At 65.3% G+C, this 25,583-nt stretch carries 21 protein-coding genes and 1 tRNA gene; 18 read left to right on the plus strand and 4 right to left on the minus strand.

The annotated features are described in order from the left end of the window. The first annotated feature begins 47 nt into the window (after positions 1 to 47). Entirely contained in the window at positions 48 to 1,640 is a 1,593-nt protein-coding gene (gene purH, locus AB7F10_RS11645) for a bifunctional phosphoribosylaminoimidazolecarboxamide formyltransferase/IMP cyclohydrolase (protein WP_428561008.1), read from the plus strand. 15 nt (positions 1,641 to 1,655) lie between these two features. Here the strand turns inward: purH and AB7F10_RS11650 are convergent, their stop codons facing one another. Further along, positions 1,656 to 6,479 (minus strand): NAD-glutamate dehydrogenase, encoded by a 4,824-nt coding sequence (locus AB7F10_RS11650; RefSeq protein WP_428561010.1) that lies wholly within the window; start codon positions 6,477 to 6,479, stop codon positions 1,656 to 1,658. Between the two features lie 432 nt (positions 6,480 to 6,911). Here AB7F10_RS11650 and AB7F10_RS11655 point away from each other — a divergent pair, with 432 nt between their 5' ends. Genes AB7F10_RS11655 through AB7F10_RS11665 form a run of 3 tightly spaced genes read left to right on the plus strand, consistent with a single transcriptional unit; the run spans position 6,912 to position 9,625 of the window. After that, positions 6,912 to 7,421: a peroxidase-related enzyme gene (locus tag AB7F10_RS11655; protein ID WP_428561573.1), complete on the plus strand. Its 510-nt coding sequence runs from the start codon at positions 6,912 to 6,914 to the stop codon at positions 7,419 to 7,421. 14 nt (positions 7,422 to 7,435) lie between these two features. Beyond that, the gene (gene ggt / locus AB7F10_RS11660; RefSeq protein ID WP_428561013.1) at positions 7,436 to 9,139 is read left to right on the plus strand and encodes a gamma-glutamyltransferase; all 1,704 of its coding nucleotides are present in this window, start codon (positions 7,436 to 7,438) and stop codon (positions 9,137 to 9,139) included. 3 nt (positions 9,140 to 9,142) lie between these two features. Further along, a complete protein-coding gene (locus AB7F10_RS11665; RefSeq protein ID WP_428561015.1) occupies positions 9,143 to 9,625 on the plus strand; it encodes a YbaK/EbsC family protein in 483 nt (160 codons plus the stop codon). Between the two features lie 49 nt (positions 9,626 to 9,674). On the opposite strand, the gene AB7F10_RS11670 is transcribed toward AB7F10_RS11665, so the two are convergent. Next, positions 9,675 to 9,749, minus strand: a tRNA-Gly gene (locus AB7F10_RS11670). A 145-nt stretch (positions 9,750 to 9,894) separates the two neighbouring features. Further along, positions 9,895 to 10,182 (minus strand): DUF3551 domain-containing protein, encoded by a 288-nt coding sequence (locus AB7F10_RS11675; protein ID WP_428561018.1) that lies wholly within the window; start codon positions 10,180 to 10,182, stop codon positions 9,895 to 9,897. 31 nt (positions 10,183 to 10,213) lie between these two features. Here AB7F10_RS11675 and AB7F10_RS11680 point away from each other — a divergent pair, with 31 nt between their 5' ends. From AB7F10_RS11680 to AB7F10_RS11700, 5 genes are all read left to right on the plus strand, one after another. After that, on the plus strand, positions 10,214 to 10,714 hold the full coding sequence (locus AB7F10_RS11680; protein WP_428561576.1) for a prolyl-tRNA synthetase associated domain-containing protein: 501 nt from the start codon (positions 10,214 to 10,216) through the stop codon (positions 10,712 to 10,714). A 115-nt stretch (positions 10,715 to 10,829) separates the two neighbouring features. Continuing rightward, on the plus strand, positions 10,830 to 11,738 hold the full coding sequence (trxA, locus tag AB7F10_RS11685) for a thioredoxin (protein ID WP_428561020.1): 909 nt from the start codon (positions 10,830 to 10,832) through the stop codon (positions 11,736 to 11,738). Between the two features lie 85 nt (positions 11,739 to 11,823). Then, the gene (locus AB7F10_RS11690) at positions 11,824 to 12,504 is read left to right on the plus strand and encodes an LON peptidase substrate-binding domain-containing protein (protein WP_428561022.1); all 681 of its coding nucleotides are present in this window, start codon (positions 11,824 to 11,826) and stop codon (positions 12,502 to 12,504) included. A gap of 26 nt (positions 12,505 to 12,530) precedes the next feature. Next, entirely contained in the window at positions 12,531 to 12,728 is a 198-nt protein-coding gene (locus AB7F10_RS11695) for a Trm112 family protein (RefSeq protein WP_428561024.1), read from the plus strand. Positions 12,729 to 12,851: 123 nt separating this feature from the next. Next, positions 12,852 to 13,481 (plus strand): glutathione S-transferase family protein, encoded by a 630-nt coding sequence (locus AB7F10_RS11700; protein ID WP_428561026.1) that lies wholly within the window; start codon positions 12,852 to 12,854, stop codon positions 13,479 to 13,481. Positions 13,482 to 13,485: 4 nt separating this feature from the next. On the opposite strand, the gene AB7F10_RS11705 is transcribed toward AB7F10_RS11700, so the two are convergent. Continuing rightward, positions 13,486 to 14,715, minus strand: a complete 1,230-nt coding sequence (locus AB7F10_RS11705; RefSeq protein ID WP_428561029.1) for a ubiquinone biosynthesis hydroxylase — start codon at positions 14,713 to 14,715, stop codon at positions 13,486 to 13,488. A gap of 392 nt (positions 14,716 to 15,107) precedes the next feature. Here AB7F10_RS11705 and tesB point away from each other — a divergent pair, with 392 nt between their 5' ends. The 9 genes from tesB to AB7F10_RS11750 all read left to right on the plus strand — a co-directional run bounded on the left by tesB (position 15,108) and on the right by AB7F10_RS11750 (position 25,510). Beyond that, positions 15,108 to 15,974: an acyl-CoA thioesterase II gene (gene tesB / locus AB7F10_RS11710; protein WP_428561031.1), complete on the plus strand. Its 867-nt coding sequence runs from the start codon at positions 15,108 to 15,110 to the stop codon at positions 15,972 to 15,974. Beyond that, on the plus strand, positions 15,971 to 16,798 hold the full coding sequence (locus tag AB7F10_RS11715; RefSeq protein ID WP_428561033.1) for a DUF2927 domain-containing protein: 828 nt from the start codon (positions 15,971 to 15,973) through the stop codon (positions 16,796 to 16,798). Before tesB ends, AB7F10_RS11715 begins: the two co-directional genes overlap by 4 nt. A 192-nt stretch (positions 16,799 to 16,990) precedes the next feature. After that, on the plus strand, positions 16,991 to 17,329 hold the full coding sequence (locus tag AB7F10_RS11720) for a P-II family nitrogen regulator (protein ID WP_428561035.1): 339 nt from the start codon (positions 16,991 to 16,993) through the stop codon (positions 17,327 to 17,329). A gap of 48 nt (positions 17,330 to 17,377) precedes the next feature. Continuing rightward, complete coding sequence (locus AB7F10_RS11725; RefSeq protein ID WP_428561037.1) at positions 17,378 to 18,697, plus strand: ammonium transporter; 1,320 nt, start codon at positions 17,378 to 17,380, stop codon at positions 18,695 to 18,697. A 294-nt stretch (positions 18,698 to 18,991) separates the two neighbouring features. After that, complete coding sequence (locus AB7F10_RS11730; protein WP_428561039.1) at positions 18,992 to 19,330, plus strand: P-II family nitrogen regulator; 339 nt, start codon at positions 18,992 to 18,994, stop codon at positions 19,328 to 19,330. A gap of 187 nt (positions 19,331 to 19,517) precedes the next feature. Beyond that, positions 19,518 to 20,693, plus strand: coding sequence for an ammonium transporter (locus tag AB7F10_RS11735; RefSeq protein ID WP_428561579.1), 1,176 nt, complete (start codon positions 19,518 to 19,520; stop codon positions 20,691 to 20,693). Positions 20,694 to 20,930: 237 nt separating this feature from the next. Continuing rightward, entirely contained in the window at positions 20,931 to 22,148 is a 1,218-nt protein-coding gene (locus AB7F10_RS11740; protein WP_428561042.1) for an aminotransferase class I/II-fold pyridoxal phosphate-dependent enzyme, read from the plus strand. A 15-nt stretch (positions 22,149 to 22,163) separates the two neighbouring features. Further along, positions 22,164 to 24,599 carry a DNA translocase FtsK gene (locus AB7F10_RS11745; RefSeq protein WP_428561044.1) on the plus strand — a complete coding sequence of 812 codons (2,436 nt, stop codon included), beginning with the start codon at positions 22,164 to 22,166 and terminating at the stop codon, positions 24,597 to 24,599. A gap of 122 nt (positions 24,600 to 24,721) precedes the next feature. Continuing rightward, positions 24,722 to 25,510 carry an outer membrane lipoprotein carrier protein LolA gene (locus tag AB7F10_RS11750; RefSeq protein ID WP_428561047.1) on the plus strand — a complete coding sequence of 263 codons (789 nt, stop codon included), beginning with the start codon at positions 24,722 to 24,724 and terminating at the stop codon, positions 25,508 to 25,510. Positions 25,511 to 25,583: the final 73 nt, after the last annotated feature.

A 25,583-nucleotide genomic window follows, 5' to 3' on the forward strand; every position in this document is an offset into this window, starting at 1 on the left:
TGCAATCGCAGGCTCACCCGGTCGATATGGCGGCGAATGAGGATCCCATGAGCGACCATCCCCGCCGCGTTCTGCGCGCCCTGCTGTCGGTATCCGACAAAACCGGGCTGATCGAATTCGCCCGCGCCCTGTCGGAATTCGGCGTCGAACTGGTGTCGACCGGCGGCACGGCGAAAGCGATCAAGGACGCCGGCCTCAAGGTGATCGATGTCGCGGAGCTGACCGGCTTTCCGGAGATGATGGACGGCCGCGTCAAGACGCTGCATCCGAAAGTGCATGGCGGCCTGCTGGCGATCCGCAACAACAAGGAACATCAGGCGTCGATGGCGGAACACCACATCCGCCCGATCGATCTGCTGGTGGTCAATCTGTATCCGTTCGAGGCGACGGTCGCGAAGGGTGCAAGCTTCGAGGATTGCGTCGAGAACATCGACATCGGCGGTCCGGCGATGATCCGAGCCGCGGCCAAGAACCACGACGACGTCGCGGTGGTGGTCGATGTCGAGGATTATGCGCGCGTGCTCGACGATCTCGCCAAACACAGCGGCATGACGACCGCCCGCCTGCGCCGCTCGCTCGCCGCCAAGGCCTATGCCCGAACTGCCGCCTATGACGCCGCGATCTCCAACTGGTTCGCCGACGTGCTGAGCAATGCCGCGCCGGACTACCGCGCCTTCGGCGGCAAGCTCGCGGAGGCGTTGCGCTACGGCGAGAACCCTCACCAGAGCGCGGCGTTCTACAAAGGACCGGTCGCGCGCTTCGGCGTCGCCACCGCGAAGCAGGTGCAGGGCAAGCAGCTGTCCTACAACAACATCAACGACACCGACGCCGCCTATGAATGTGTTGCGGAGTTCGATCCGGCGCGCACCGCCGCCTGCGTCATCGTCAAGCACGCCAATCCGTGCGGCGTGGCCGAGGGCGGCTCCCTGCTTGCCGCCTACCGGAAAGCGCTTGCCTGCGACACGACGTCGGCCTTCGGCGGCATCGTCGCCCTCAATCGCAAGCTCGACGCCGAAGTCGCGCGCGCGATCACCGACATTTTCACCGAAGTCATCATCGCGCCGGACGCCGACGAGGAAGCGGTTTCGATTGTCGCCGCCAAGAAGAACCTGCGCCTGCTGCTGGCCGGCGGCCTGCCCGATCCGCGCGAGCGCGGCTGGATGGCAAAGACGGTCGCCGGCGGACTGCTCGTGCAATCCCGCGACAATGCGGTGATCGACGACATGCAACTCAAGGTCGCGACCAAACGCGCGCCGACCGAGGCGGAATTACGCGACCTGCGATTCGCCTTTCGTGTCGCCAAGCATGTGAAGTCGAACACAATCATCTACGCGAAGGATCTCGCCACCGTCGGCATCGGCGCGGGGCAAATGAGCCGGGTCGATTCCGCGCGCATTGCCGCCCGCAAGGCCGAAGACGCCGCCAAGGAATTAGGCCTCGCCGCGCCGATGACCAAAGGCTCGGTGGTCGCCTCCGACGCCTTCTTCCCCTTCGCGGATGGTCTTCTGGTCGCCATCGAAGCGGGCGCAACCGCGGTGATCCAGCCCGGCGGCTCGATGCGCGACGACGAGGTCATCAAGGCCGCAGACGAGCACAATATTGCGATGGTGGTGACCGGCACGCGGCATTTCCGGCATTAGAAAGTCGCACGGGCGTTATTCTCGCGCCAGATCGCCCAGCAGACTCGCCGCCACCGTCAGCTTGGACAGCGTGAGGCCGGAACCGGCGATCTCGTGAATGGCGGCGCGGATGCGCTCCACCTCCGCCTTGCGCGGCTCGACCCAATGCTCGACCGCACCGGCGCCTGCTGCGCCCGCGTCCTTGCCGTTGCCGACCATCGCGGCGGTGAGCCGCCGTTCCGCATCGCCGATCGAATCGAGCGCGCGGTCCAGCGCGAGGCGGTCGAAATAGTCCGTAACGACGATGCCCGGCACCGCGCTGGCGACGCGATCGAGCTGGAAGAAGGCTTCGGTCGCGAAATAGGTCGCGGTGACCTCGGCAACGGGCTTTTTCGCGCGGTCGGCCACCAGCACGATATCCGGCGCGGATTTCAGTTCCGTGAGGCTGCCAATCCGACGTGCAAGCCGCTCCGGCACGCCGGCCTTGGTCAGTTCCGCGATGCGCGCCGCGCGCGCCCCCGACGCCTGCTTCGACAGCGCATCGTCGAGCGCCTTCTCCACCTGCGCGATGCCGTCGCGGTAATGCGCGATGACCTTCTCAAGCCCGGCGGCGAGATCGACGTTGCGCAGGAACCAGACCAACCGGTCGAGCAGCAGGTCCTGCACGGCGGCATAGAGCGACAACTGGACGCCGCCCGGCACCTTGTTGTCCAGCGCATCGATCTCGGAGTTCAATTCGACAAGACCGTAACTGTTGCGCACGGCGGCGAAGGCGGCGGCAATTTCCGGCGGGGCCGCGCCGGTCTGATCGCCGATCCGCACGATCAGTGTCGCGCCGCCGCGATTGATCATCGAGTTGGTCAGTTGTGTCGCGATGATCTCGCGACGCAATCGATGATCCTGCAGGGCCTGCGGAAACCGCTCGGTCATTTCCTTGGGGAAATAGCGGTTCAGCTCGCGGCCGAGATAGGGATCGTCCGGCACCGATGAATCGAGCAGATCGTTGTAGAGCGTGAGCTTGGCGTAGGCGAGCAACACGGCCAGCTCCGGCCGCGTCAGCGGCTGGTTGCGCTTGCGCCGGTCGGCCAGCGCCAGCTCGTCGGGCAGATATTCGACCGCGCGATCGAGATGACCGTGTTTTTCGAGAAGCTGCATCAGCCGCTGCTGAAAACCGAGATCCTCGAGGCCGCGCCGCTGCGCGAGCGACAGCGCTAGAGTCTGCTGGTAGTTGTTGCGCAACACGAGGCGGGCGACTTCATCGGTCATCTCGGCCAGCAGCACGTTGCGCGCCTCGATGGAGAGCTTGCCGGCGCGCACCGGCGCGGCGAGCGCGATCTTGATATTGACTTCGATGTCCGAGGTGTTGACGCCCGCCGAATTGTCGATCGCGTCGGTGTTGAGCCGGATGTCGCGCTGTGCCGCCTCGACGCGGCCGCGCTGCGTCATGCCGAGATTGGCGCCTTCGCCGATCACCTTGCAGCGCAGGTCCGCACCGGTGACGCGAATTGCGTCATTGGCGCGATCGCCAACCGCCTCGTCGCTTTCGCTCGAGGCGCGGATATAGGTGCCGATACCGCCGAACCACAGCAGATCGACATTGAGCTTCAGCACGGCGCGCATCAACTCGTGCGGTGTCACGCGCTCGGCAAGGCCCAGCAACGCCTGCGCCTCGGCGCTGAGCGTAATCTCCTTGGCCTGCCGCGGATAGATGCCGCCGCCCTTCGAGAGCAGCGCCTTGTCATAGTCCTGCCAGCTCGACCGCGGCAGATCGTAAAGCCGCTTGCGCTCGGCAAAGCTCTTGTCCGAGTCCGGATCGGGGTCAATGAAAATGTCGCGGTGGTCGAACGCGGCGACCAGCCTGATCGTCTTTTCACGCAGCATGCCGTTGCCGAACACGTCGCCCGACATGTCGCCGACGCCAGCCACCGTGAATGGCGTGTCGTGGATGTTGACGTTCATCTCGCGGAAGTGCCGCTTGACGGACTCCCACGCGCCGCGCGCGGTGATGCCCATCGCCTTGTGGTCGTAGCCGGCCGAACCGCCGGACGCGAAGGCGTCGTTCAGCCAGAAGTCATGGGCGATGGAAATGTCGTTCGCCGTGTCGGAGAAGGTCGCGGTGCCCTTGTCGGCGGCGACGACCAGGTAGGGATCGTCGCCGTCATGCCGCACCACATCCCGCGGCGGGATGATCTTGCCGTCCGGCGCGATGTTGTCGGTGATATCGAGCAGCGTCGCGATGAACAGCTTGTAGCTGGCGACGCCTTCCGCCATCACCGCCTCGCGCGGCGACTTCGGCAAATGCTTGGGCACGAAGCCGCCCTTGGCGCCGACCGGAACGATGACGGCGTTCTTGACCTGCTGCGCCTTCACGAGACCGAGGATTTCGGTGCGGAAATCCTGCGGCCGGTCGGACCAGCGGATGCCGCCGCGCGCCACCTTGCCGAAGCGCAGGTGGATGCCTTCGACGCGCGGCGAATAGACGAAGATCTCGTAGAGCGGTCGCGGCGCCGGCAGATCGGTGATCTTGCGGCTTTCCAGCTTGATCGCGATCTGCGCCTTCGGCTGGCCGTCGGCGCCGGATTGATAGAAATTCGTCCGCAGCGCCGAGGTCACCGCGTTGACGAAGTGGCGCAGGATGCGGTCTTCGTCGAGGCTCTCGACCAGACCGAGCGCGCTTTCGATCCGGGCAACGATCCCCTTCTCGACATTCTCCCGCCCCGGGCCGATTGCGGGATCGAACCGTGTGTGAAACAGCGCGACGACATCGGCGGCAATCGCCGCATGCCGCGTCAGCGTCGTCCACATATAGTCCTGCGAATACGGCACCCGCGCCTGTCGCAGGAAACGTGAGACGGTACGCAGCAACACCACGTCGCGCCACGCCAGGCTGCCGAGCAGCACAAGCGCATTGTAGCCGTCGTTCTCGGCAAGGCCGCGCATCACCGCAACGAAGGCGGCTTCGAGCCGCGCCTTGTGATTGTCGAGCGCGACCGGACCGCCGTCGCGGCGCTCGAGCAGCATGTCATGCAGCCAGATGTCGGCCTCACCGTCCTCGCGCGCGCCGACGGGGAAGGTGCGCTCGTCGACCACGCGGAAGCCCATGTTTTCCAGCACCGGCACGCGCTCGGACAACGGCAGCGGCCGCGCCTTGCTCCACACTTTCAGGCCGACGGTGCGCGGGTCGTCGTCGCCGTGCGGATAGAATTCGACGCCGAGCGGATGCGCGTCGCTCAACTGCCCGATCAGACCGAGATCGTGCACGGCCTCCGCGGGCCGATAGGCATCGCGGTAGCCGGCAGAAAACGCTGCAGCGTAGCGCTCGAACAAGGCGCGCGCCTTTGCCGGCTCATGCGCCTGAGCCAGCGCGGCGGTGAAACCGTCGGCCCAGGTGCGCACGATATCCTCGACCGCGTCTTCCAGCGTAGTGCGGTCGATCTCAGGCGTCGGACCGCTGTCGCGGCCGATGATGAAATGCACGCGCGCCAGCCGACCTTCGGGAAACGACGGATAATAGGCCGACACCCGGCCGGCAAAGGCGCGGGCAAGATACTCGCCCACGCGCTCGCGCACCCGGCTGTCGTAGCGTTCGCGCGGCACGAAGACGAGCACCGAGACGAAACGATCGAAACCGTCCGACCGCGCCAGCACGCGTACGCGCGGCCGTTCGTCGAGCTGGAGGATCGCCATCGTGAAACGGTAGAGTGTGTCCTCGTCGATCTGGAACAGCTCATCGCGCGGATAGTTCTCGATGACGTTGGCCAGCGCCTTGCCGGAATGGCTGTCCTCGGCAAACCCGGCGCGCTTCTCGATCGCTTTGAACTTGCGCCGCAGATACGGAATGTTGCGCACCGAGCGCGTGTAAGCCGTCGAGGTGAACAACCCGACGATGCGGAATTCGCCGATCAGCTTGCCGGCGGCGTCGAAGTGCTTGACGCCGATATAGTCGAGATGGACGTGCCGGTGCACCAGCGAGCGCACATTCGCCTTGGTGACGATCAGCAGCCGCGGCTCGTGCAGGAAAGCCATGATCTGCGGCGTATATTCGAGCAGCTCATCGCCGCGCCGCAGCACCCGCATGTCGCGGGCGCGCATCACACCGAGCGCATTGTCGAAATCCGGCGTCAGCCCGTCGCCCGAGGACGACAGCGCATATTCACGAATGCCAAGAAACGTGAAGTTGTCGGCCAGCAGCCATTCGAGGAACTGCACGGCTTCCGCGATGTCCTCGACCGGCAGCGGCGGCGGACTGGCTTTGAGTTCAGCGACAAGCTGGCCGACGCGGGCGAGCATCGGTTTCCAGTCAGTCACCGCGAGTCGCACCTGGCTTAATGCCTCCTCGATCCCTTCCGTGATCGCGGCGGCGCGTGCCTCGGCGACCGCCTCGACATGAATATGGATGAAGCTCTCGCGGTGGCCCTCGCCGTATGTGACGAGTTGGCCTGCGCCGCCGCGCTCCGCCATCAGCACCGGATGGGCGACGAGATGAATGCGCAGGCCCTGCCGCTGCAGCTCCGACAGCACCGAGTCGACCAGGAACGGCATGTCGTCATTGACGATCTCGATCAGCGTTTCCGGCCGCGCCGACAATTTCGCGGGCACGACGCGCAGCTTCGGAGCGCCCGGCTCACGCGCCGCGAAGAAAGCCCAGGCGCTTTCGGCGAGTTGCAGCAGATCGCCGGCGCCGTAACGAGTGAGATCCTCCGCCGCCGAGCGCGCGAACAGCCGCACCAGAAAATCGAGCGGCACATGCTCGACCGAACCCGACGCATCCTCCGGATGCCGCGCGGCGAGCGCTACGCCGGCCGCCTCGATCAGCGATTGCGCGGCGCGCAGTTCCTCGTCGGGGTGCTCGACAGGCATAACGGTATTCCGGCGCTGAGACGTCACGGGGGGGTGAGTCGCGAAACGGAGTGTTCACGATCCGGGCAGGACCGTCGAGAGCAAGCCGTCTCTTATTGACCGCAAGATGACGCTCTCACGCACTTGCGCATTGGCACGATAACGAATTGAGCGAAAACATGAAATCTCGCTCGCCATCTCGTTCCACGCCATGCCGGAACAGTGTAGGCTCGCCGACAAAGATTGGGTCCAGTCGAAGACGGGGCGGGAATGGCTAAAGCCATGAAGAAGGCTGCCGGCAAAGCCGCAGCGAAGGTCCTGGAGACCAGGACCAGCACGAAATCGAAGGTGACGGCCGGCAGCGGCAAAAGCACGGCAAAATCCGAGACGAAGGCCGCAGACGACGCACCGGTCGTCGCGCTCAAGCTGCCGGCGGCGAAACTATCCCCGGCGATGGCCGCCTATTTCAAGAAGTGCCAGGACAAGCTCGGCTTCGTGCCGAACGTGCTCGCGGCTTACGCCTTCGACAACGCCAAGCTCGAAACCTTCGTCGCGATGTACAACGATCTGATGCTCGGCGACTCCGGCCTGTCGAAACTCGAGCGCGAGATGATCGCGGTCGCGGTGTCGTCGCAGAACCGCTGCTATTATTGCCTCACCGCGCATGGCGCGGCGGTGCGGCAATATTCCGGCAACCCGCTGCTCGGCGAGCAGATCGTCATGAACTACCGCGCGGCCCGGCTCGACCGCCGCCAGCGCGCGATGCTGGATTTTGCCGTGAAGCTCACCTCGCAGCCCTGGGGCGTGGAAGAAGGCGACCGCGAGCGCCTGCGCCGCGCCGGCTTTACCGATCGCGACATCTGGGATATTTCCGCGGTGGTCGGCTTCTTCAACATGTCGAACCGCGTGGCCTCCGCGACCGACATGCGGCCAAACACGGTCTATCACGGCCAGGCACGTTAACCCGGCCTGTTGTCATGATCCTTCGCCATCTCGCGCCTGCCGTTTTCGCGTTGCTTGTCGCGTTTGCCGCGGCAACGGCTCGCGCCCAAACCCCGCAATCCGTGCCGCACGCCGTCCACGCCGACAACGGCATGGTGGTGGCGCAGGAGGCGCGCGCCGCGCGCATCGGCGCGGAGATCCTCAAGAAGGGCGGCAACGCCGTGGACGCCGCGGTGGCGGTCGGCTTCGCGATGGCGGTCACTTATCCGCGCGCCGGCAACATCGGCGGCGGCGGCTTCATGGTGATCCATCTCGCGACCGGCGACGACGTCACCATCGATTATCGCGAGACCGCACCGGCCGCCGCAACACGCGACATGTTCCTCAACGCTGCCGGCGAGGCGGACCCGGCGAAATCTCGCGACAGCGCATTGTCGATCGGCGTGCCGGGCACCGTCGCCGGTCTCGCGCTGGCGCAGGCGAAATACGGTTCCGGCAAGTTCTCGCTGGCCGACCTGATCGGTCCCGCAATCGCGCTGGCGCGCGACGGCATTCCCGTCGAGGATGACGTGGCCGACTCGCTGCCGAGCGTGCGCGCGCGGCTGGCGCGCTGGCCTTCGTCGGCCAAGATTTTCCTGAAAGGCGACGGCGCGCCGCTCGTGCAGGGCGACCGGCTGGTGCAAAGCGACCTCGCCGACACGCTGGAGCGCATTGCCCGCGAGGGTTCGCGCGCTTTCTACGAAGGCGAAATCGCCAACAAGCTCGCCGCCAGCATTCAGGCCGCGGGCGGCATCATGACAGCCGCCGACCTGAAAAATTATCACGCCACCATTCGCGCGCCGGTGCGCGGCACCTATCGCGGCTATGACATCGTCTCGATGCCGCCGCCCTCCTCCGGCGGCGTGCATCTCATCGAGATGCTGAACATTCTGGAAGGCTACGAGCTGAAAACGCGCGACGCCGCATCGCTGCACCTGATGATCGAGGCGATGACGCGCGCCTATGCCGACCGCGCCACCTATCTCGGCGATCCCGAAACCGTGCAGGTCCCGGTCAAGGGCCTCACCTCGAAGGCTTACGCAAAATCGCTGCGCGCGAGCATCACCGAGAAGGCGACGCCACCGGCGACCGTGCGGCCCGGCAACCCCTCGATTCACGAAGGCGACAACACCACGCATTACTCCGTCGTCGATCAGGACGGCAACGCGGTGTCGAACACCTACACGCTGAATTTTTCCTACGGCCTCGGCTTCGTCGCCGACGGCACCGGCATCCTGATGAACAACGAGCTGGACGACTTCACCGCGAAGCCCGGCGCAGCCAATGCCTTCGGGCTGGTCGGCTTCGAGGCGAACCTGCCCGGCCCGAACAAGCGGCCGCTGTCGTCGATGACACCGACCATCGTTCTGAAAGACGGCGAACCGGTGCTGGTCACCGGCTCGCCCGGCGGCAGCCGCATCATCACGGCCGTGCTGCAGGTCATCGTCAACGTGCTCGACTTCAAGATGCCGGTGAACGAGGCCGTCGGTGCGCCGCGGCTGCATCATCAGTGGCGGCCGGAGGATGTGTTCGTCGAGCCGGGATTCGACGCGGACACGCTCGCGGACCTCGGCCAGCGCGGCCACAAGATCACGCCGACGCGGCCCGGCACTTCGGCAAATTCCATTGCCGTGACAGACGACGACGTGATCGGCGCGGCGGACGCCCGCACGCGCGGCGCGCTAGCGGTGGGGCACTAGCGCATGAACGATCCCAACAGTTCCGTCGCGCGGGTGCGTAACGCATTGCTCGCAGCAAACCACGCCGACACCATTTCAGAATTTCCCGACGGCACCCGCACCGCGCAGGACGCGGCGAATGCCGTCGGTTGCACGGTGGCGCAGATCGCCAAATCGATCGTGCTGCGCGCCGGCGATGAAGTGGTGCTGGTGATCGCCTCGGGCGCGAACCGCATCGACACCGGCAAGGTCGCCGCGCTCATCGGCCGCGCGGTGAAGCCCGCCGAAGGGCGGTGGGTGCGCGACACCACGGGCTTCGCGATCGGCGGCGTCGCGCCGCTCGGTCACGCGATCAAGCCGCATGTGCTGATCGACCGCGATCTCCTGACCTGCGACCCGGTGTGGGCGGCAGCCGGCTCGCCGCGTCATGTCTTCCGCACCACGGCGCAAGACCTCGTCCGCCTCAGCGGCGGCAAGGTCGCGGACGTGCGCGAGGACAAAGCCTGAGCGCCGGCCGAAGCGACCGCCAGAATTTTGAAGATTTGCCAAGAGAAACTGGAGCGGGCGAAGGGATTCGAACCCTCGACCCCGACCTTGGCAAGGTCGTGCTCTACCCCTGAGCTACACCCGCATCCGAGGCCGTTCCTATAGCCACAGGAGGCGGGCCTTGGCAACGGCTTTCGGTCTCGCGGCAATCGGCCGCGCGCGGTGGCGTTAACGCCTCATTTTCATGCGAACCGCGCGGGGAACCGGCCGGACGGCGGTAACGCCTGCCCTCACCGCTGCCGGGAATGCCGCCGCTCACGCGTGGTGTCCCAACGCGGATTGCGGTTACAGACGCCCCGGTTGCCGCCCAGGATCACCTGCCGGCACTCCGCGATGGTGGCGTAACTGCAATCTTCCGTCACTAGGCCCCAGCCCTGATCGGCGACCGCGCACCAGGGGCCGACGCGCTGGGGCGCCGAAGCACAGGCGGACAGGCCCAGCACGAGAAAAGTAAGGGCGAGCGGCACGAGACTCACGGTTTGGCGCATGGCTTCCTGAACCCTTTCCGTCGATGGCACGCGACGCAGTCTTGTGACTTATATTGTCGCGATGGCGGCGATACCAGACCAGCTTTTTGCCTTTCTCGACGGCTTGGGTATTGCGCACAAGACCGTCACCCATCCGCCACTGTTCACCGTGGAGCAATCCCGTGCGCTGCGCGGCCAGATTCCCGGCGGCCACACCAAGAACCTGTTCCTGCGCGACAAGAAGAACGCGCTCTTTCTTGTCGTCGCCGAGGAAGACGCAGAGATCGAACTGAAAAGCCTGCACCACAAGCTCGGCGCAGGGCGTTTCTCGTTCGGCGCGGCGAACCTGCTTCGCGATGTGCTGGGCGTCGAACCGGGCTCTGTCACCGCCTTCGGGGCGATCAACGATACCGAGGGCCGCGTGACGGTCGTGATCGACAAGGCGCTGATGGACCACGCCACCATCAATTGCCATCCACTGGTCAATACGATGACCACCGCGATCGCCCGCGACGATTTGATCCGCTTTCTGGAGGCGACCGGGCACCCGCCGCGGGTCGAGCAGGTCTCCGGTGGCCCCTGATCCGGCCGCAAACCGCTGATTGCATTCGTCCCCCGCATACCCAATTAATGGGGGTGGAATACCGGCCCTGCGGGGCGAAAGCCGGTCCAGAGACCGGATCAAGAAACGAGGCGTCATGCTGCAAAATGGGGGAACAGCCGCTCCGGCTGCGTCCGACGATCTGGTCCGCGACACCACCACGCAGACCTTCATCAAGGATGTCATCGAGGAGTCGAAGCGCCAGCCGGTGCTGGTGGACTTCTGGGCGCCGTGGTGCGGCCCGTGCAAGCAGCTCACGCCGGTCATCGAAAGGTCGGTGCGCGCCGCCAAGGGCAAAGCGAAGCTCGTGAAGATGAACATCGACGAGCACCCCGCCGTCGCGCAGCAGATGGGGATCCAGTCGATCCCCGCCGTCATCGCCTTCGTCAACGGCCAGCCGGCCGACGGATTCATGGGGGCGCTGCCGGAAGGCCAGGTCGTCGCCTTCATCGAGCGGCTGACCAAGAGCGAGATCGGCGGCGAGGAAAAGGATTTGCTCAAGACGGCCGAGGCTGCGCTGGCCGAAGGCGACGCCGCGGGCGCGGCCGACATCTATGCGCAGGTGCTTGCCGGCGACAGCAACAACATCGCCGCGCTCGCCGGCCTCGCGCGCGCGCACGTCGAAGCGGGCAATCTCGATCAGGCGAAAAACACGCTCGCCATGGTTCCGGCCGCCAAGCAGAACGACAGCGCCGTCGCCGCCGCGCGCGCCGCGGTCGAGCTCGCCGAACAGGCGAAATCGATCGGTCCGCTTGGCGATCTCGAAGCGAAAGTGTCGGCCGATCCCCTCGATCATCAGGCTCGTTTCGATCTCGCGGTCGCGCTCAACGCCGCCGGCAAGCGCGCCGAGGCGACCGACCATCTCCTCCAGATCGTGCGGCGCGACCGCAAATGGAACGACGACGGCGCCCGCAAGCAGCTCGTGCAGTTTTTCGAGGCTTGGGGCGGCGCCGACGAAGCGACCGTCGATGGCCGCAAAAAGCTGTCGTCGATTTTGTTTTCGTGAGGTCTTGTTCCTCATCCGCCGCGATGCGTCGCCTGCGCGATACTCATCGGGATGAAGGTGCAAGTTGTACGAAGGAGTTTCGTACATGCCGATGAATGCGAGCTATCGCGGGCCGGTCGACATGCCGTCCGTCATCCCGGTGTTCCCGCTGCCCGGCGCGCTGCTGTTGCCGCGCGGGCAAATGCCGCTCAACATTTTCGAACCGCGCTATCTCGCGATGGTCGATGACGCGTTGCGCGACGGCCACCGGCTGATCGGCATGATCCAGCCCGACCCGGCGCATAACCGCGGCGGCTCCGACAGCCATCCCGTGCTGTTCAAGATTGGCTGCGTCGGCCGCATCACCCAGCTCGCGGAAAGCGGCGACGGCCGTTACCTGCTGGAACTCACCGGGGTCGCGCGCTTCCGCATCGAGGAAGAACCGAAGGTGCTGACGCCCTACCGGCAATGCCGCATCACCTTTGCGCCGTTCGCCGACGATTTCGTCGCGCGCAAGGGCGAGCAGGCGGTCGATCGTCAGGCGGTCATCACCGCACTGCGCGACTTCCTGAAGGCGAACGATCTCAAGGCGGACTGGGACGGCATCGAAAACGCGCCCAATGAGGCGCTGGTCAACGCGCTCGCCATGATGTCGCCTTACGGCGCCGCCGAAAAGCAGGCGCTGCTGGAGGCGCCGGATCTCAAGACCCGCGCGGAAATCCTGGTCGCCGTAACGGAGATCGAACTCGCCAAGCAGAAAAGCGACGGCGATCCGCCCCTCCAGTAATCCGCGCACTGTGCTATAAGCCTGTCATGTCATCGGAACCCGAACGTCCCGCCGGCGCGGTCGATCCCAAGCTGCTTGAAATTCTGGTGTGCCCTGTCACCAAGGGTCCGCTAGAATTTGACGCCGCGAAACAGGAACTCATTTCAAAGCGCGCAAAGCTCGCTTACCCGATCCGCGACGGCATTCCGATCATGCTGGCGGACGAGGCTCGCGCGCTCGAATAGAGCCGCTCACGCACGGCAGGCATGCCGCGCATCCCTCGCTCCCGGAAATGTCAACGCTCGCGCCGCAGACATTCGCGCCCGCGCCGGATAAAACCACTGCCGTCAGTAACCGGAGACACCGCGATGATGAAAATCTGGGGCCGCAACACCTCGTCCAACGTGCAGAAGGTCATGTGGGCGGTCGACGAACTCGGGATCGAGGTCGAGCGCATCGACGTCGGCGGCGCCTTCGGCAAGGTCAAGGAAGCACCTTATCTCGCGATGAACCCGAACGGCCTGGTGCCGACGCTCGAGGAAGACGACGGCTTCCTGCTCTGGGAATCGAATTCGATCGTGCGTTATCTCGCGGGAAAATTCGACAAGACCGGCATGCTGGAGCCGAAGGACTCCAAGGCCCGTGCGCTGGCAAACCAGTGGATGGACTGGCAGCTATCTGTGTGCGGTCCCGGCATCATTCCGGTATTCTGGCAACTGATCCGCACGCCGCCGGAAAAGCGCGACATGGCGGCAGTCAAATCCTTCACGGAAAAGAGCATCGAGAATTTCGGGATGCTCGACGCGCAGCTCGGAAAAACCCAGTTTGTCGCCGGCGATGCGTTCTCCTATGGCGACATTCCGGTCGGCGTCATGTGCTACCGCTTCGTGCAATTGGTGCCGGATCGGCCGAAGACGCCGAATCTCGACCGCTGGTATGCGGCGATCTCGGGCCGCAAGGCGTTCAAGACTCAGGTCGGCAGCGTCCCGCTGAGCTGAAAATTCAGATCGCCTCGCCGCGCAGCAGCTTCGGCACGTCGCCGGTGAAGCCGGCGGCTTCGCGGATAAAAACGCTCTTCAAGGCCGGCATGCGCTCGACCAGCCCAAGCCCGATATCGCGCACGAGGCGCAGCGCATCCGATTTGTTGGAGAACAATTTGTTCAAGCCATCGGTCGCGACGCCCATCGTCATGGTGTCGAACCGCCGCCAGCGCTGGTAGCGCTCGAGCGTTTCGGCATCGCCCGGATCAAGCCCAAGCCGCGCCGCATCGGCGACGACTTCGGCCAGCGCCGCCGCGTCACGCAAGCCCATGTTGAGGCCCTGCCCCGCGATGGGGTGAATGACATGGGCGGCGTCGCCGATCAGCGCCAGCCGCTCGCCGATGAACGAGCGCGCCGTGTGCAGGCCGAGCGGAAAGGCGCGTTTCGGCCCTGACACCTTGATGTCGCCGAGCTGCAGGCCGAAGCGTTTCTCCAGTTCGGCGTGGAACTCGTCATCGGACAGCGCGAGCAGCCGCTCAGCCTCTTTCGCGGTTTCGGTCCACACGATCGAGGAGCGCCGGCCGGTCAGCGGCAGGATCGCGAACGGCCCGGCGGGGAGGAAATGCTCCTCGGCACGGCCGTTGTGATCGCGCTCATGCTCGACCGTCATCACCAGCGCCGACTGATCGTAGTTCCAGCCATGCGTCGCGATGCCGGCGCGCTCGCGCACCGCGGAACGCGCGCCGTCGGCGCCGACCAGCAGCCGCACCGACAGTTCATCGCCGGTCGATAAGGTGGCGCGCACCCTCTGCGGCTCCGCGACAAAATCCGTCACCGCGGCGGCGCGCAGATCGACGCCCTCCTCCTTTGCCTTCGCCACCAGAGCGTCGATCAGGTGCCGGTTCTCGACCATGTGGGCGAAGGCCTCGCCCGGCTCGACCTCGCCGCCGAAGGTCAGGAAGGTCGGCCGCACTGCGTCCTCGAGCTTGGAGTCGGTCACGACCATATCGAGCATCGGTTGGGCGTCGCCGGCAACCGCACCCCAGATTCCGATCGTCTCAAACAGCCGCCGCGCCGCAGCGGCGATCGCCGAGGCGCGCGGGTCTTTCGACGGCGTCGCCGCCAGCGCCGGGTCGGCGACCGTCACGGCGAAGCGCCCGCCCAGCGCCTGGCACAGCGCAATCGCCAGCGCGAGACCGGCGAAACCGCCGCCGGCGATCAAGACGTCGCTCTGGCTCTCACCTGAGGTCATTCAACTATCCTAATTAAGTCAGTAACTTAGGCAAGCATATCGTGTCGGCCGCGCGACATTTCAGCCCAGCCTCCGTCAAAATCCCTCCTATTCGACTAAAGTATAAGGCGCTTCGGGGACCCTTTGGTTCCCGCTTTGAGGAGGTGAATGTCATGGCGACAGAGCCACACACGATCGGTAGCAAAAGTCAGGTGCTGATCTGGGTAGTCTTGGCCATCGTCGTTCTGCTCGGCATCTATTTGACGGTCTGACCTGCGACTTGTCATCACGATGGAGACGGGCGGCAGCGTTTCGGCCGCCCGTCTTAATTGAAGCGTCACTCGCGGCCGCGTCTTGACTCGGCGTCATGCCCCGGCGTCATTGGTTTCCTTGCCAAGGAAGCCGGTGCCGTAATGTCCGCTGCCGTTCAGGAGTTGCTCAGTATCCTCGATCTCGAGCAGCTCGACCTCAACCTGTTCCGCGGCGTGTCTCCGAAGGTCACCTGGAACCGGGTGTTCGGCGGACAGGTGATCGCGCAGGCGCTTGCCGCCGCGATCCGCACCGTCGACGGCCGGCCGCCGCACTCGATGCACGCCTATTTCCTGCTCGGCGGCGACCCGAAGGTGCCGATCATCTACGACGTCGACCGCATCCGCGACGGCCGCAGCTTCACGACCCGCAATGTTACCGCGCGCCAGCACGGCCATCCGATCTTCTCGATGCTGGTGTCGTTCCACGCCGACGAAGACGGCTTCGATCATCAGGCGCCGATGCCGGACGTACCGCCGCCGGATACCCAGTTCGACAACCCGGAGACGCGCGACACATTGCTGGCGAAGATGCCGGAGACGGTGCGCCGCTTTTACCAGCGCGAGCGGCCGATCGAGCTGCGCCCCGTCGAGCTTGAGCGCTATCTCGGCCGAGAGTTCAAGCGCGACCGCGTCAACGTCTGGATGCGCGCCGCCGCTCCGCTGCCGGACGAGTCGGCGCTGCACCAGTGCGTGCTCGCCTATGCCTCCGACATGATGCTGCTCGATACCTCGCTCGCGCCCCACGGCCGCTCGCTGTTCGAGGCGGACTTCATGGGCGCGAGTCTCGACCATGCGCTGTGGCTGCATCGACCGTTCCGCGCCGATGAATGGCTGCTCTATTCGCAGGATTCGCCGAACCTGCACGGATCGCGCGGATTCTCGCGCGGGCTTATCTTCACACGCGATGGCAAGCTGGTCGCTTCGGTGGCCCAGGAAGGACTGGCGCGGCTGCGCCGGAAGCCGTCATGACCCGCCATCTGCTTTCCGCCATCTTCACCGCCGCACTCCTTATGACGAGCGCGGCCGCCTTCGCCGCCAGCGACAAGCAATCGGCGCCGCCCGGATCGTTCGACGGCGCGCCGGCGCAATACACCCGTTTCACCGCGACGGAGCTGACGCGCGGCTTTCTCGCGCTTGCCTTCGGCTCGGACCTGAGCATCGGCGCCAAATCGAAAGGCGTGCGGCGCTTTACGCATGACATCCGCGCCCGCGTCGTCTCGACCGGCAGCGTCAACCGCAAAACGGCGGTGGAAAAGATCATCGCGGAATACGCCGTGGCGGTGCCGAACCTGCGGCTGCGTCTCGCGCAGGGCGACGACGAGGCCGATATCACCGTGCGGCTGATCGATGAAGGCGACTTCGCCAACGCCATCGAATCCGCTTTCGGTCGCGAGACGGCGCGCGCCTTCGTCGAAAAGACCGACGCGCAATGCATGACCAGCGTGCGCTCCGACCGGGACGGCGAGATCGCACATTCGATTTCATTCGTGATCGTCGATCAGGGCGACGACGTCTTTCTCGATTGCGCCTATCACGAACTGCTGCATGCCTTCGGTCTGTCGAACCACGACGACAAGAACCCGTGGACCATGCTCAACCAGGAACGGCAGGTCGGCTATCTCACCGTCTACGACCGCTCGCTGCTGACCATTCTCTACGACCCGCGCATAGAGCCCGGCCTCACCCACGCCCAGGCCCGGCGCCTGCTGCCGAAACTGATCCACGATCTCGGGCTCGCCGATGGCGGACATCGTGCGCCGCATGACGGCGCTCTTGGTGGCAACAGGCGATAAGACAAAGCGGCTGCCCTAATCTGCACAAATCTTGTGCGGGTGTTCTCCGGCCCCTCGGCAAAATCCGCTTAAATTTTGGACTCTCAGTCGATAACGTGAGCACCGATCCGCCTGGCCGCGCGCCGGCGGGTTTTTAGTACGGGCTCGCCTCGTATTTCACGACCTGCGTTCCACTGCCGGGAAGGACCAGCCATGAAACTCATCATCGCCGTCATCAAGCCGTTCAAGCTCGACGAGGTGCGCGACGCGCTGACCGGCGCCGGCGTCCACGGCATGACCGTCACCGAGGTCAAGGGCTACGGCCGCCAGAAGGGCCATATGGAAATCTACCGCGGCGCCGAATACGCGGTGAATTTCCTGCCGAAGGTCCGCATCGAACTGGTGGTCGCGGACGATCAGGTCGAACCGGCGATGGCCGCGATCTCGACCGGCGCCAAGACCGGACAGATCGGCGACGGCAAGATCTTCGTGACCGACGTCGAACGCGCAGTCCGCATTCGCACTGGCGAGACCGACGCCGACGCAATCTGATTTTTCCAAACACAGGATATCGGGGGAAGCATGACCGGGGGGAACACCATGTCTTTCGCGCGCAGGACGATCGCGCTTTCAATCTTGCCGGCGATCGCGGCGACGCCGGCCTTCGCGCAGGGCGCCGCCGACGCGGCAAAAATCGATCCGGCCGACACGGCCTGGATGATCTCGGCCACCGCCTTTGTGCTGATGATGACGATACCGGGGCTTGCGCTGTTTTATTGCGGCATGGTGCGCAAGAAGAACGTGCTGGCGACGATGGCGCAGGCGCTCGCCGCCACCTTCATCGTTTCGATCCTGTGGGCGATGTTCGGATACTCGCTGACCTTCGTTGGCGGCGGACCGCTGCTCGGCTCGCTCGACCGGATTTTCCTCGCCGGCATGACGATCGATTCGATCTCGCCCGCGGCGAAGACGATCCCCGAATCGCTCTTCATGATTTACCAGATGACTTTCGCGGTCATCACCGTCGCGCTGGTCGCCGGTTCGGTGGCCGATCGCATGCGATTTTCGGCGTTTCTTGCCTTCTCGGTGCTGTGGCTGTTCGTCGTCTATGTGCCGCTGGCGCATTGGGTCTGGGGCGGCGGCTTCCTCGGCGCGGCCGGCGTGCTCGACTTCGCCGGCGGCCTCGTCGTGCATCTCAATGCCGGCGTCGCCGGTCTGGTCGCCGCGCTTGTACTTGGCAAACGCAAAGGCTACGGCCACGAAAATCTCGCGCCTTACGATCTCTCGCTCGCGGTGATCGGCACCGGTCTGTTGTGGATGGGCTGGTTCGGATTCAACGGCGGCTCTGCACTCGGTGCAGGCGGCCGCGCGGTGATAGCGATCGTTTCGACGCACCTTGCCGCGAGCGCCGGCGCGTTCACCTGGATGGCGCTTGAGTGGTACACGCGCGGCAAGCCTTCGGTGCTCGGCATGATTTCCGGCGCTGTCGCCGGCCTCGGCACGATCACGCCCGCCTCCGGCTTCGTGTTGCCGATGCACGGCATCGTCATCGGCATCGTCGCCGGCGCGGTGTGCTTCTGGGCATGTACGTGGCTGAAGCTGCGGTTCGGCTATGACGACTCGCTCGACGTTTTCGGTGTCCACGGCATCGGCGGATTGACCGGCACGTTGCTGACCGGCGTGTTCGCCACCGCCGCGCTGTCGGCCGCGCCGGGTGTCGCCGGGGTTTCCGGCCTCATCGAGGGCAATCCCCAGCAAGTGCTGATGCAGCTCTATGGCATTCTGGTCACCACCGTTTGGGCCGGCGGCGCGACCTTCGTGATCCTGAAGGTCGTCAATGTCTTTACGCCCCTGCGGGTGCGTCAGGAGGACGAAGTGATCGGCCTCGACGTCGCCCTTCACGGCGAGTCGCTTCAGTAGGCGACAGGTTTTTGGCTGGCTTTGGCCCTCTGGAGCACCGCTCCAGAAGGCTGCTCATTTTTTACGCAAGCCTGACACCCGATTAAGCGCTGTGCAGACCATGCCCGCACCGATAGCGCCGCGGTATAGGTTTTATTCTGTCTTATCAAATGATTAGCGCCGCACCTTTGGGTTGGCACGAGGTTTGATTCCCTAACAGCCGGCAGTGCCCGCGATGCCCAAATTGCGGGTGGTGCCCAGTGAGCCGCCCGCACTGCGTCAACCACACCACGGGCTCAAGCGGGGATCGAATCCATGAAAATCGTCATGGCCATTATCAAGCCGTTCAAGCTCGACGAGGTTCGCGACGCCCTGACCGCCATCGGCGTGCAGGGTCTGACCGTCACCGAGGTCAAAGGGTACGGACGGCAGAAAGGGCACACGGAAATCTATCGTGGCGCCGAATACGCGGTGAGCTTCCTTCCGAAAATCAAGATCGAGATCGCCGTCGCATCCAACCAGGTCGACAAGGTCATCGGCGCCATCACCGGCGCGGCGAAGACCGGACAGATCGGCGACGGAAAAATCTTCGTGGTCGGACTCGACCAGGCCGTGCGCATCCGCACCGGCGAGACCGACGCTGCGGCGCTGTGAGCCCGCACCGCGGAACCCAATGAACAGGAGTTAGACCATGACGCTCAAGACGTTTCCGCGTGCGGCGCTGCTGGCGCTCGCCGCACTGATTGTCGGACTGATTTGCATCGAGCCGTCGCTAGCGCAGGTACCCGCCGCGCCCGCTGCACCGCCCGCGCCAAAACTCGACACCGGCGACACCGCCTGGATGCTGACCTCCACGGCGCTGGTGCTGATGATGACCATCCCCGGCCTCGGCCTGTTCTACGGCGGCATGGTCCGCAAGAAGAACGTGCTGGCGACAGTGATGCAGAGCTTCGCCATCACCTGTCTGGTGACGGTTCTCTGGATGATCTTCGGCTACTCGCTGGCTTTCACCGAAAGCGGCATGAACGCTTATATCGGCGGCCTGTCGAAGCTGTTCCTCAACGGCGTCGGCAACGCGACGACAAACTCGCTCGCCGCCACCATTCCCGAGACGGTGTTCATCACCTTCCAGATGACCTTCGCGATCATCACGCCGGCGCTGATTACCGGCGCTTTCGCCGAACGCATGAAATTCTCGGCGATGGTGTGGTTCATGTGTTTGTGGCTGCTGTTGGTCTATTGCCCGATCGCGCACTGGGTGTGGGGCGGCGGCTTCCTCGGCTCGGCTGGCGTGCTCGACTTCGCCGGCGGCACCGTGGTGCACATCAACGCCGGTGTCGCGGGCCTCGTCTGCGCACTCGTCATCGGCAAGCGCAAGGGCTACGGCACCACCGCGATGGCGCCGCATAACCTGACCTGGTCGTTCATCGGTGCGGCTCTCCTCTGGGTCGGCTGGTTCGGCTTCAACGCCGGTTCGGCGGTGGGCGCCAACGCGCTTGCCGGCGCGGCGATGCTGAACACGCAGGTCGCCACCGCCGCTGCGGCGATTGCCTGGATGTTCGCCGAATGGATCGTCGCCAAGAAGCCGAGCCTGCTCGGCATCGTGTCCGGCGCGGTCGCGGGCCTCGTCGCCGTTACGCCGGCGGCCGGCTTCGTCAATCCGATGGGCTCGTTGATCCTCGGCCTCATCGCCGGTGTCGGCTGTTACGTCGCCGCGGTCTTCCTGAAGAAGATGTTCGGCTACGACGACTCGCTCGACGTGTTCGGCGTTCACGGCGTCGGCGGCATCATCGGCGCATTGCTGACCGGCGTGTTCGCCGACGTGGCGATCAACGAGCTGGGCAAGGACGCAAGCGTCGTGACCCAGGCCTATGGCGTCGCCGTGACGATCGTCTACACGGCCGTCGTCACCGCCATCATTCTCTACGTCATCAAGGCGGTGATCGGTCTGCGGCCGAGCCCGCAGGGCGAAGAGGAAGGCCTCGACATCACGCTGCACGGCGAGACCGTGCAGTAAGCAGGCCAACGGCGCCAAGAGCCAGCGGTAGGGGCGGAACCCGGCACCGTCCCCTTCCGTCGAGACCCCGGTCCCCAAAGGGCCGGGGTCTCACTTTTTCAGGCCGGCCCGTCGTTCTTTATCTATTGGCTGCTGTGGCGCCCCGATGGTTAACGGGGTCTTAACCTGACGCCCGCTAAGGTGCGGAAACCCCTGCGACGCGGGCAAAACCCGCAACGCCGTTCCGTGTCTTGCCGCATGCCGTCAACGAACGCCCAGCGCGAGCCGTCGATGCCGGTGCCGCCGCCGCCTGGCGGACGCTCGCCATTTGCGCGGCTCAACGACCTGCTTGCCGGCGTCGAGCCGGGCAAGCCGGCGATTTCGCTTGCGGTCGGCGAGCCGCAGCATCCGATCCCTCATTTCGTCGGCGCAGTGCTCGAGAAGAATCTCGCGCTGTTCGGACGTTACCCGGCCAACAAGGGCGACGATGCATTCCGCGCGGCGGTCGCCGCCTGGCTCGGCAAGCGTTACGCGCTGCCGCGCCCGATCGATCCCGACCATGATGTGCTGGTGTTGAACGGCACGCGCGAAGGCCTGTTCCTCGGCTGCATCGCCGCCAAGCGTTATGTGCCGCCGCGCAAAGGCAAACCGGCGGTGCTGATCCCCAATCCGTTCTACGCCGCCTATGCCGCCGGCGCGACGGCCGCCGAATGCGAGCCGATCTATCTGCCGGCGCGCAAGGAGACCGGCTTCCTGCCCGACCTCGACGCGCTCACCGACGACGTGCTGGCACGGACCGTGGTTTGTTTCGTCGCCTCGCCGGCCAATCCGCAAGGCGCGGTCGCAGACAAAGCCTATTTGAAGCGCGTCGTCGACCTCGCGCAGCGGTTCGGTTTCCTCGTCTTCTCCGACGAGTGCTACAGCGAGATTTACACGGATAAGCCTCCGCACGGCATTCTCGAAATGTCGGGCCGCCATTTCTCCAACGCGGTCGCGTTCCACTCCATGTCGAAGCGCTCGAACCTGCCCGGTTTGCGCGTCGGCTTCGCCGCCGGCGACCGCAATTTCCTCGGCGCCTTCCTGGAATTGCGCAATGTCGCGGCGCCGCAGGTGCCGGTACCACTGCAGCATGTCGCCGTCGCCGCCTATGGCGACGAGAAGCACGTCGAGGAAAACCGCGCGCTGTACAACGCCAAATTCGATCTTGCCGACCAGATCATCGGCGGCCGTTACGGATATGAGCGCCCGGCGGGCGGCTTTTTTCTCTGGCTCGACGTCGGCGCGCAAGGCGGCAGCGAGGTCGTAACGCGACGGCTCTGGCAGGAGGCCGGCGTGCGCGTGCTGCCGGGCAGCTATCTCGCCCGCGAACAGGCCGACGGCAACAATCCGGGCGACGGCTATATCCGTGTCGCGATGGTGCAGAACAAGGAACAGACGGCGGAGGCGCTGCATCGCCTCGTCGCCGTGCTCGGTTGAGGGGTTGAGGAAACAATGTCGTTGTCGGATCGCAGCCTCGACGTCGTCGCTTTCGTCTCGGATCACTTCCGCGACATTCTGCGGCGGCGCATGCGCGAACTGTTCGGCCTGCTGCTGCTGGGCTGCGGCCTGGTCGGCGCGATCGCGCTCGCGACCTGGTCCGTGCAGGACCCCTCGCTCAGCCACGCCGCCAATGGCAAGATTCACAACCTGCTCGGCCACTCCGGCGCGGTGATCGCAGATCTGGCGATGCAGCTCGTCGGCCTCGCCTCGATCGTGCTGCTGATGCCGTTCGTCGCGGTTGGCTGGCGGCTGCTGGCGCACAAGCCGCTGGTGTCGCGCTGGCGCAACCTGTTCTGGCTGCCCGCCGCTTTCGGCGCCGCCGCGTTCTTCGCTTGCCTGCCGCGCACGGCCGGCTGGCCACTACCGAGCGGCCTCGGGGGCGTGATCGGCGACGGCATCGTGCAGGTGCCGCTGTCGATGTTCGGCATGCGCGCAGCCGGCCTCAATATGCTCGGTGCAGGCCTCCTCACGCTGATCGCGACGGCAATGTTCCTGACGCTGGCGCTCGATCTGCGCCTGCCGGAACGCAAGGAGACCGTCGCCGTCGAAGAGACCGATGAGAGTGACGACGAGGAGAATGACGACGATGTCAGCCGCTGGAACCCGCTCGGCTGGCTGACGCACGAGTTCCTCAGCATCAAGGCACGGATCAGCCGGTTGTTCCGCCGCGCGCCACGCACCGCAAAGCCCGCGCCGACCCGGCGCGTGGCCGGCAGCCGTGTCGAGCCGCGGCTCGACGCGCCGGCGCTCGGCGACGTGCCCGACGCGCAGGATTTCGAGGACGGCTACGAGGACGAAGAGGAAGAGCCGCAGGCCCCGCGCCGCAAGCGCGCCGCGGCGAAGCCCGCGCCGCGCCGCAGCGGCAGCAGCTACGTCCTGCCGCCACTGAACGTGCTCGCCGCACAGAAGGCCTCCGAGCGCACCAACATCTCACAGGCGACGATTCAGGAAAACGCCACCTCGCTCGAAGGCGTGCTCGGCGAATTCGGCGTCCGCGGCCAGATCATCAATGCGCGGCCCGGCCCGGTCGTCACGCTTTACGAACTCGAGCCCGCTCCCGGCATCAAATCCTCGCGCGTGATCGGACTTGCCGATGACATCGCCCGCTCGATGAGCGCGGTATCGGCGCGCGTCGCGGTGGTCGCGGGACGCAATGCGATCGGCATCGAGCTGCCGAACGCAATTCGCGAGAAGGTCTACTTCCGCGATATCCTGCAGAGCGACGACTACGCCAATACGAGCTGCAAGCTGCCGCTCTGTCTCGGCAAGACGATCGGCGGCGAATCCGTCGTCGTCGATCTCGCCCGCATGCCGCATCTGCTGATCGCCGGCACCACCGGCTCCGGCAAATCGGTGGCGATCAACACCATGTTGCTGTCGCTGCTGTACAAGCTGCGGCCCGACCAGTGCCGGCTGATCATGGTCGATCCCAAGATGCTGGAGCTTTCGGTCTATGAAGGCATCCCGCATCTGCTCACGCCGGTCGTCACCGATCCGAAAAAAGCCGTCGTCGCGCTCAAATGGGCGGTGCGCGAGATGGAAGAGCGTTACAAGAAAATGTCGAAGCTCGGCGTGCGCAACATCGACGGCTACAACATGCGCATCGCCGAAGCCAAGGCGAAGGGCGAGAAGCTCACCCGCACGGTTCACACCGGCTATGACAAGGACTCCGGCGAAGCGATCTACGAGAACGAGGAACTCGATCTCAACGATCTGCCCTACATCGTCGTCGTGGTCGACGAGATGGCCGACCTGATGATGGTCGCCGGCAAGGACATCGAAGGCACGATTCAGCGTCTCGCGCAGATGGCGCGCGCCGCCGGCATCCACGTCGTCCTGGCGACGCAGCGTCCGTCGGTCGACGTGATCACCGGCACGATCAAGGCGAACTTCCCGACCCGCATTTCCTTCCAGGTGACCTCGAAGATCGACAGCCGCACCATCCTCGGCGAGCAGGGCGCCGAGCAACTGCTCGGTCAGGGCGACATGCTCTACATGGCGGGCGGCGGGCGCATCAGCCGCGTCCACGGGCCTTTCGTGTCGGACGACGAGGTCGAGAAGGTCGTGCGCCACCTGAAGTCGCAGGGCACCCCGCAATACCTCGAGGAAGTCACCGCCGCGACCGAAGAGGAAGGCGAGGACGGTGCGGTGTTCGATAACACCGGCATGGGCACCGACGGGGCCGGGGATCTCTACGAGCAGGCGGTCGCCATCGTACGCCGCGACCGCAAGGCTTCGACCAGCTACATCCAGCGGCGGCTGCAGATCGGCTACAATCGCGCGGCGAGTATCATGGAGCGCATGGAGGCCGAAGGCGTGGTCGGCCAGGCCAATCACGCCGGCAAACGCGAAATCCTGATCGGCGAAGGCGAGCACGAGCGCTATTGATCGTCATGCCCGCCGCCGCCAACCCGAATTGTGCCGGAACCGCGAACCGGTCGCGAAATCGCCACAGCCGCTCCCTACGTGGTGGCTCCGGGCGGGAGGTTTTCATGGTGACCGGACTGGCAATGGCACGTCGTTCCACGATCTCGGCAGGGCTTGCGGCGCTTCTCGCAGCGCTCACCGCCATGCCGGTTCTCGCACAGTCCGTGCCGGTGCCTTCGCCACGGCCGCCGGTGGCAGCCGCGACCCGCGCGCCCGCCACCACGGGCTCGACGCCCGCGATCATGGCCCAGACCCAGCAGGCTCAGGCACCCGCGCCCGCCACCAACCCCTTCGCCGCCGTGCTCGGCAAGACAGCATCGCCCGGCGCGCTGACGCCGCAGCAGCGCGCCATCATCGACCGCGTGAGCGGTTACCTCTCGAGCATCCAGGTGATGACGGGGCAGTTCGTTCAGGTCGGTCCCGACGGCCGCCGCTCGGAAGGCGAAATCTATATCCAGAAGCCCGGCAAGCTGCGCTTCGAATACGACCCGCCGAGCCCGATCGAGATCATCTCGGACGGCGGCTCGGTGGTGGTGCGCGACCGCAAGCTTGCGACGCAGGACGTCTATCCGCTGTCGCAGACGCCGCTGCGCTTCCTGCTCGCCGACCGGCTCGATCTGTTGAAGGACACCAACCTGACCGCGGTCTACGCCGACGACGTTTTCATCACCGTCGTGGTGGAGGAAACCCACGGCATTGTCGGCAAGAGCCGCATGATGATCATGTTCGGCGCCAAGGACACGCAGTTGAAGCAGTGGACCGTGACCGACCCGCAGGGCTACGACACCACGGTCGCCGTCTACAATCTCGACTTCACCAAGCGGCCCGATCCGAATTTGTTCAAGATCGACTACACGCAGTACAAGAACTGATCCCATTCTCCACAGCGCGCCGGTTTTTGCCGGCGCGGTCTTGCCGGAGGCGCGCCGCCGCATGATATGAAGG

The organism is Pseudolabrys sp. (genome assembly GCF_050250095.1).
Classification (GTDB): domain Bacteria; phylum Pseudomonadota; class Alphaproteobacteria; order Rhizobiales; family Xanthobacteraceae; genus Pseudolabrys.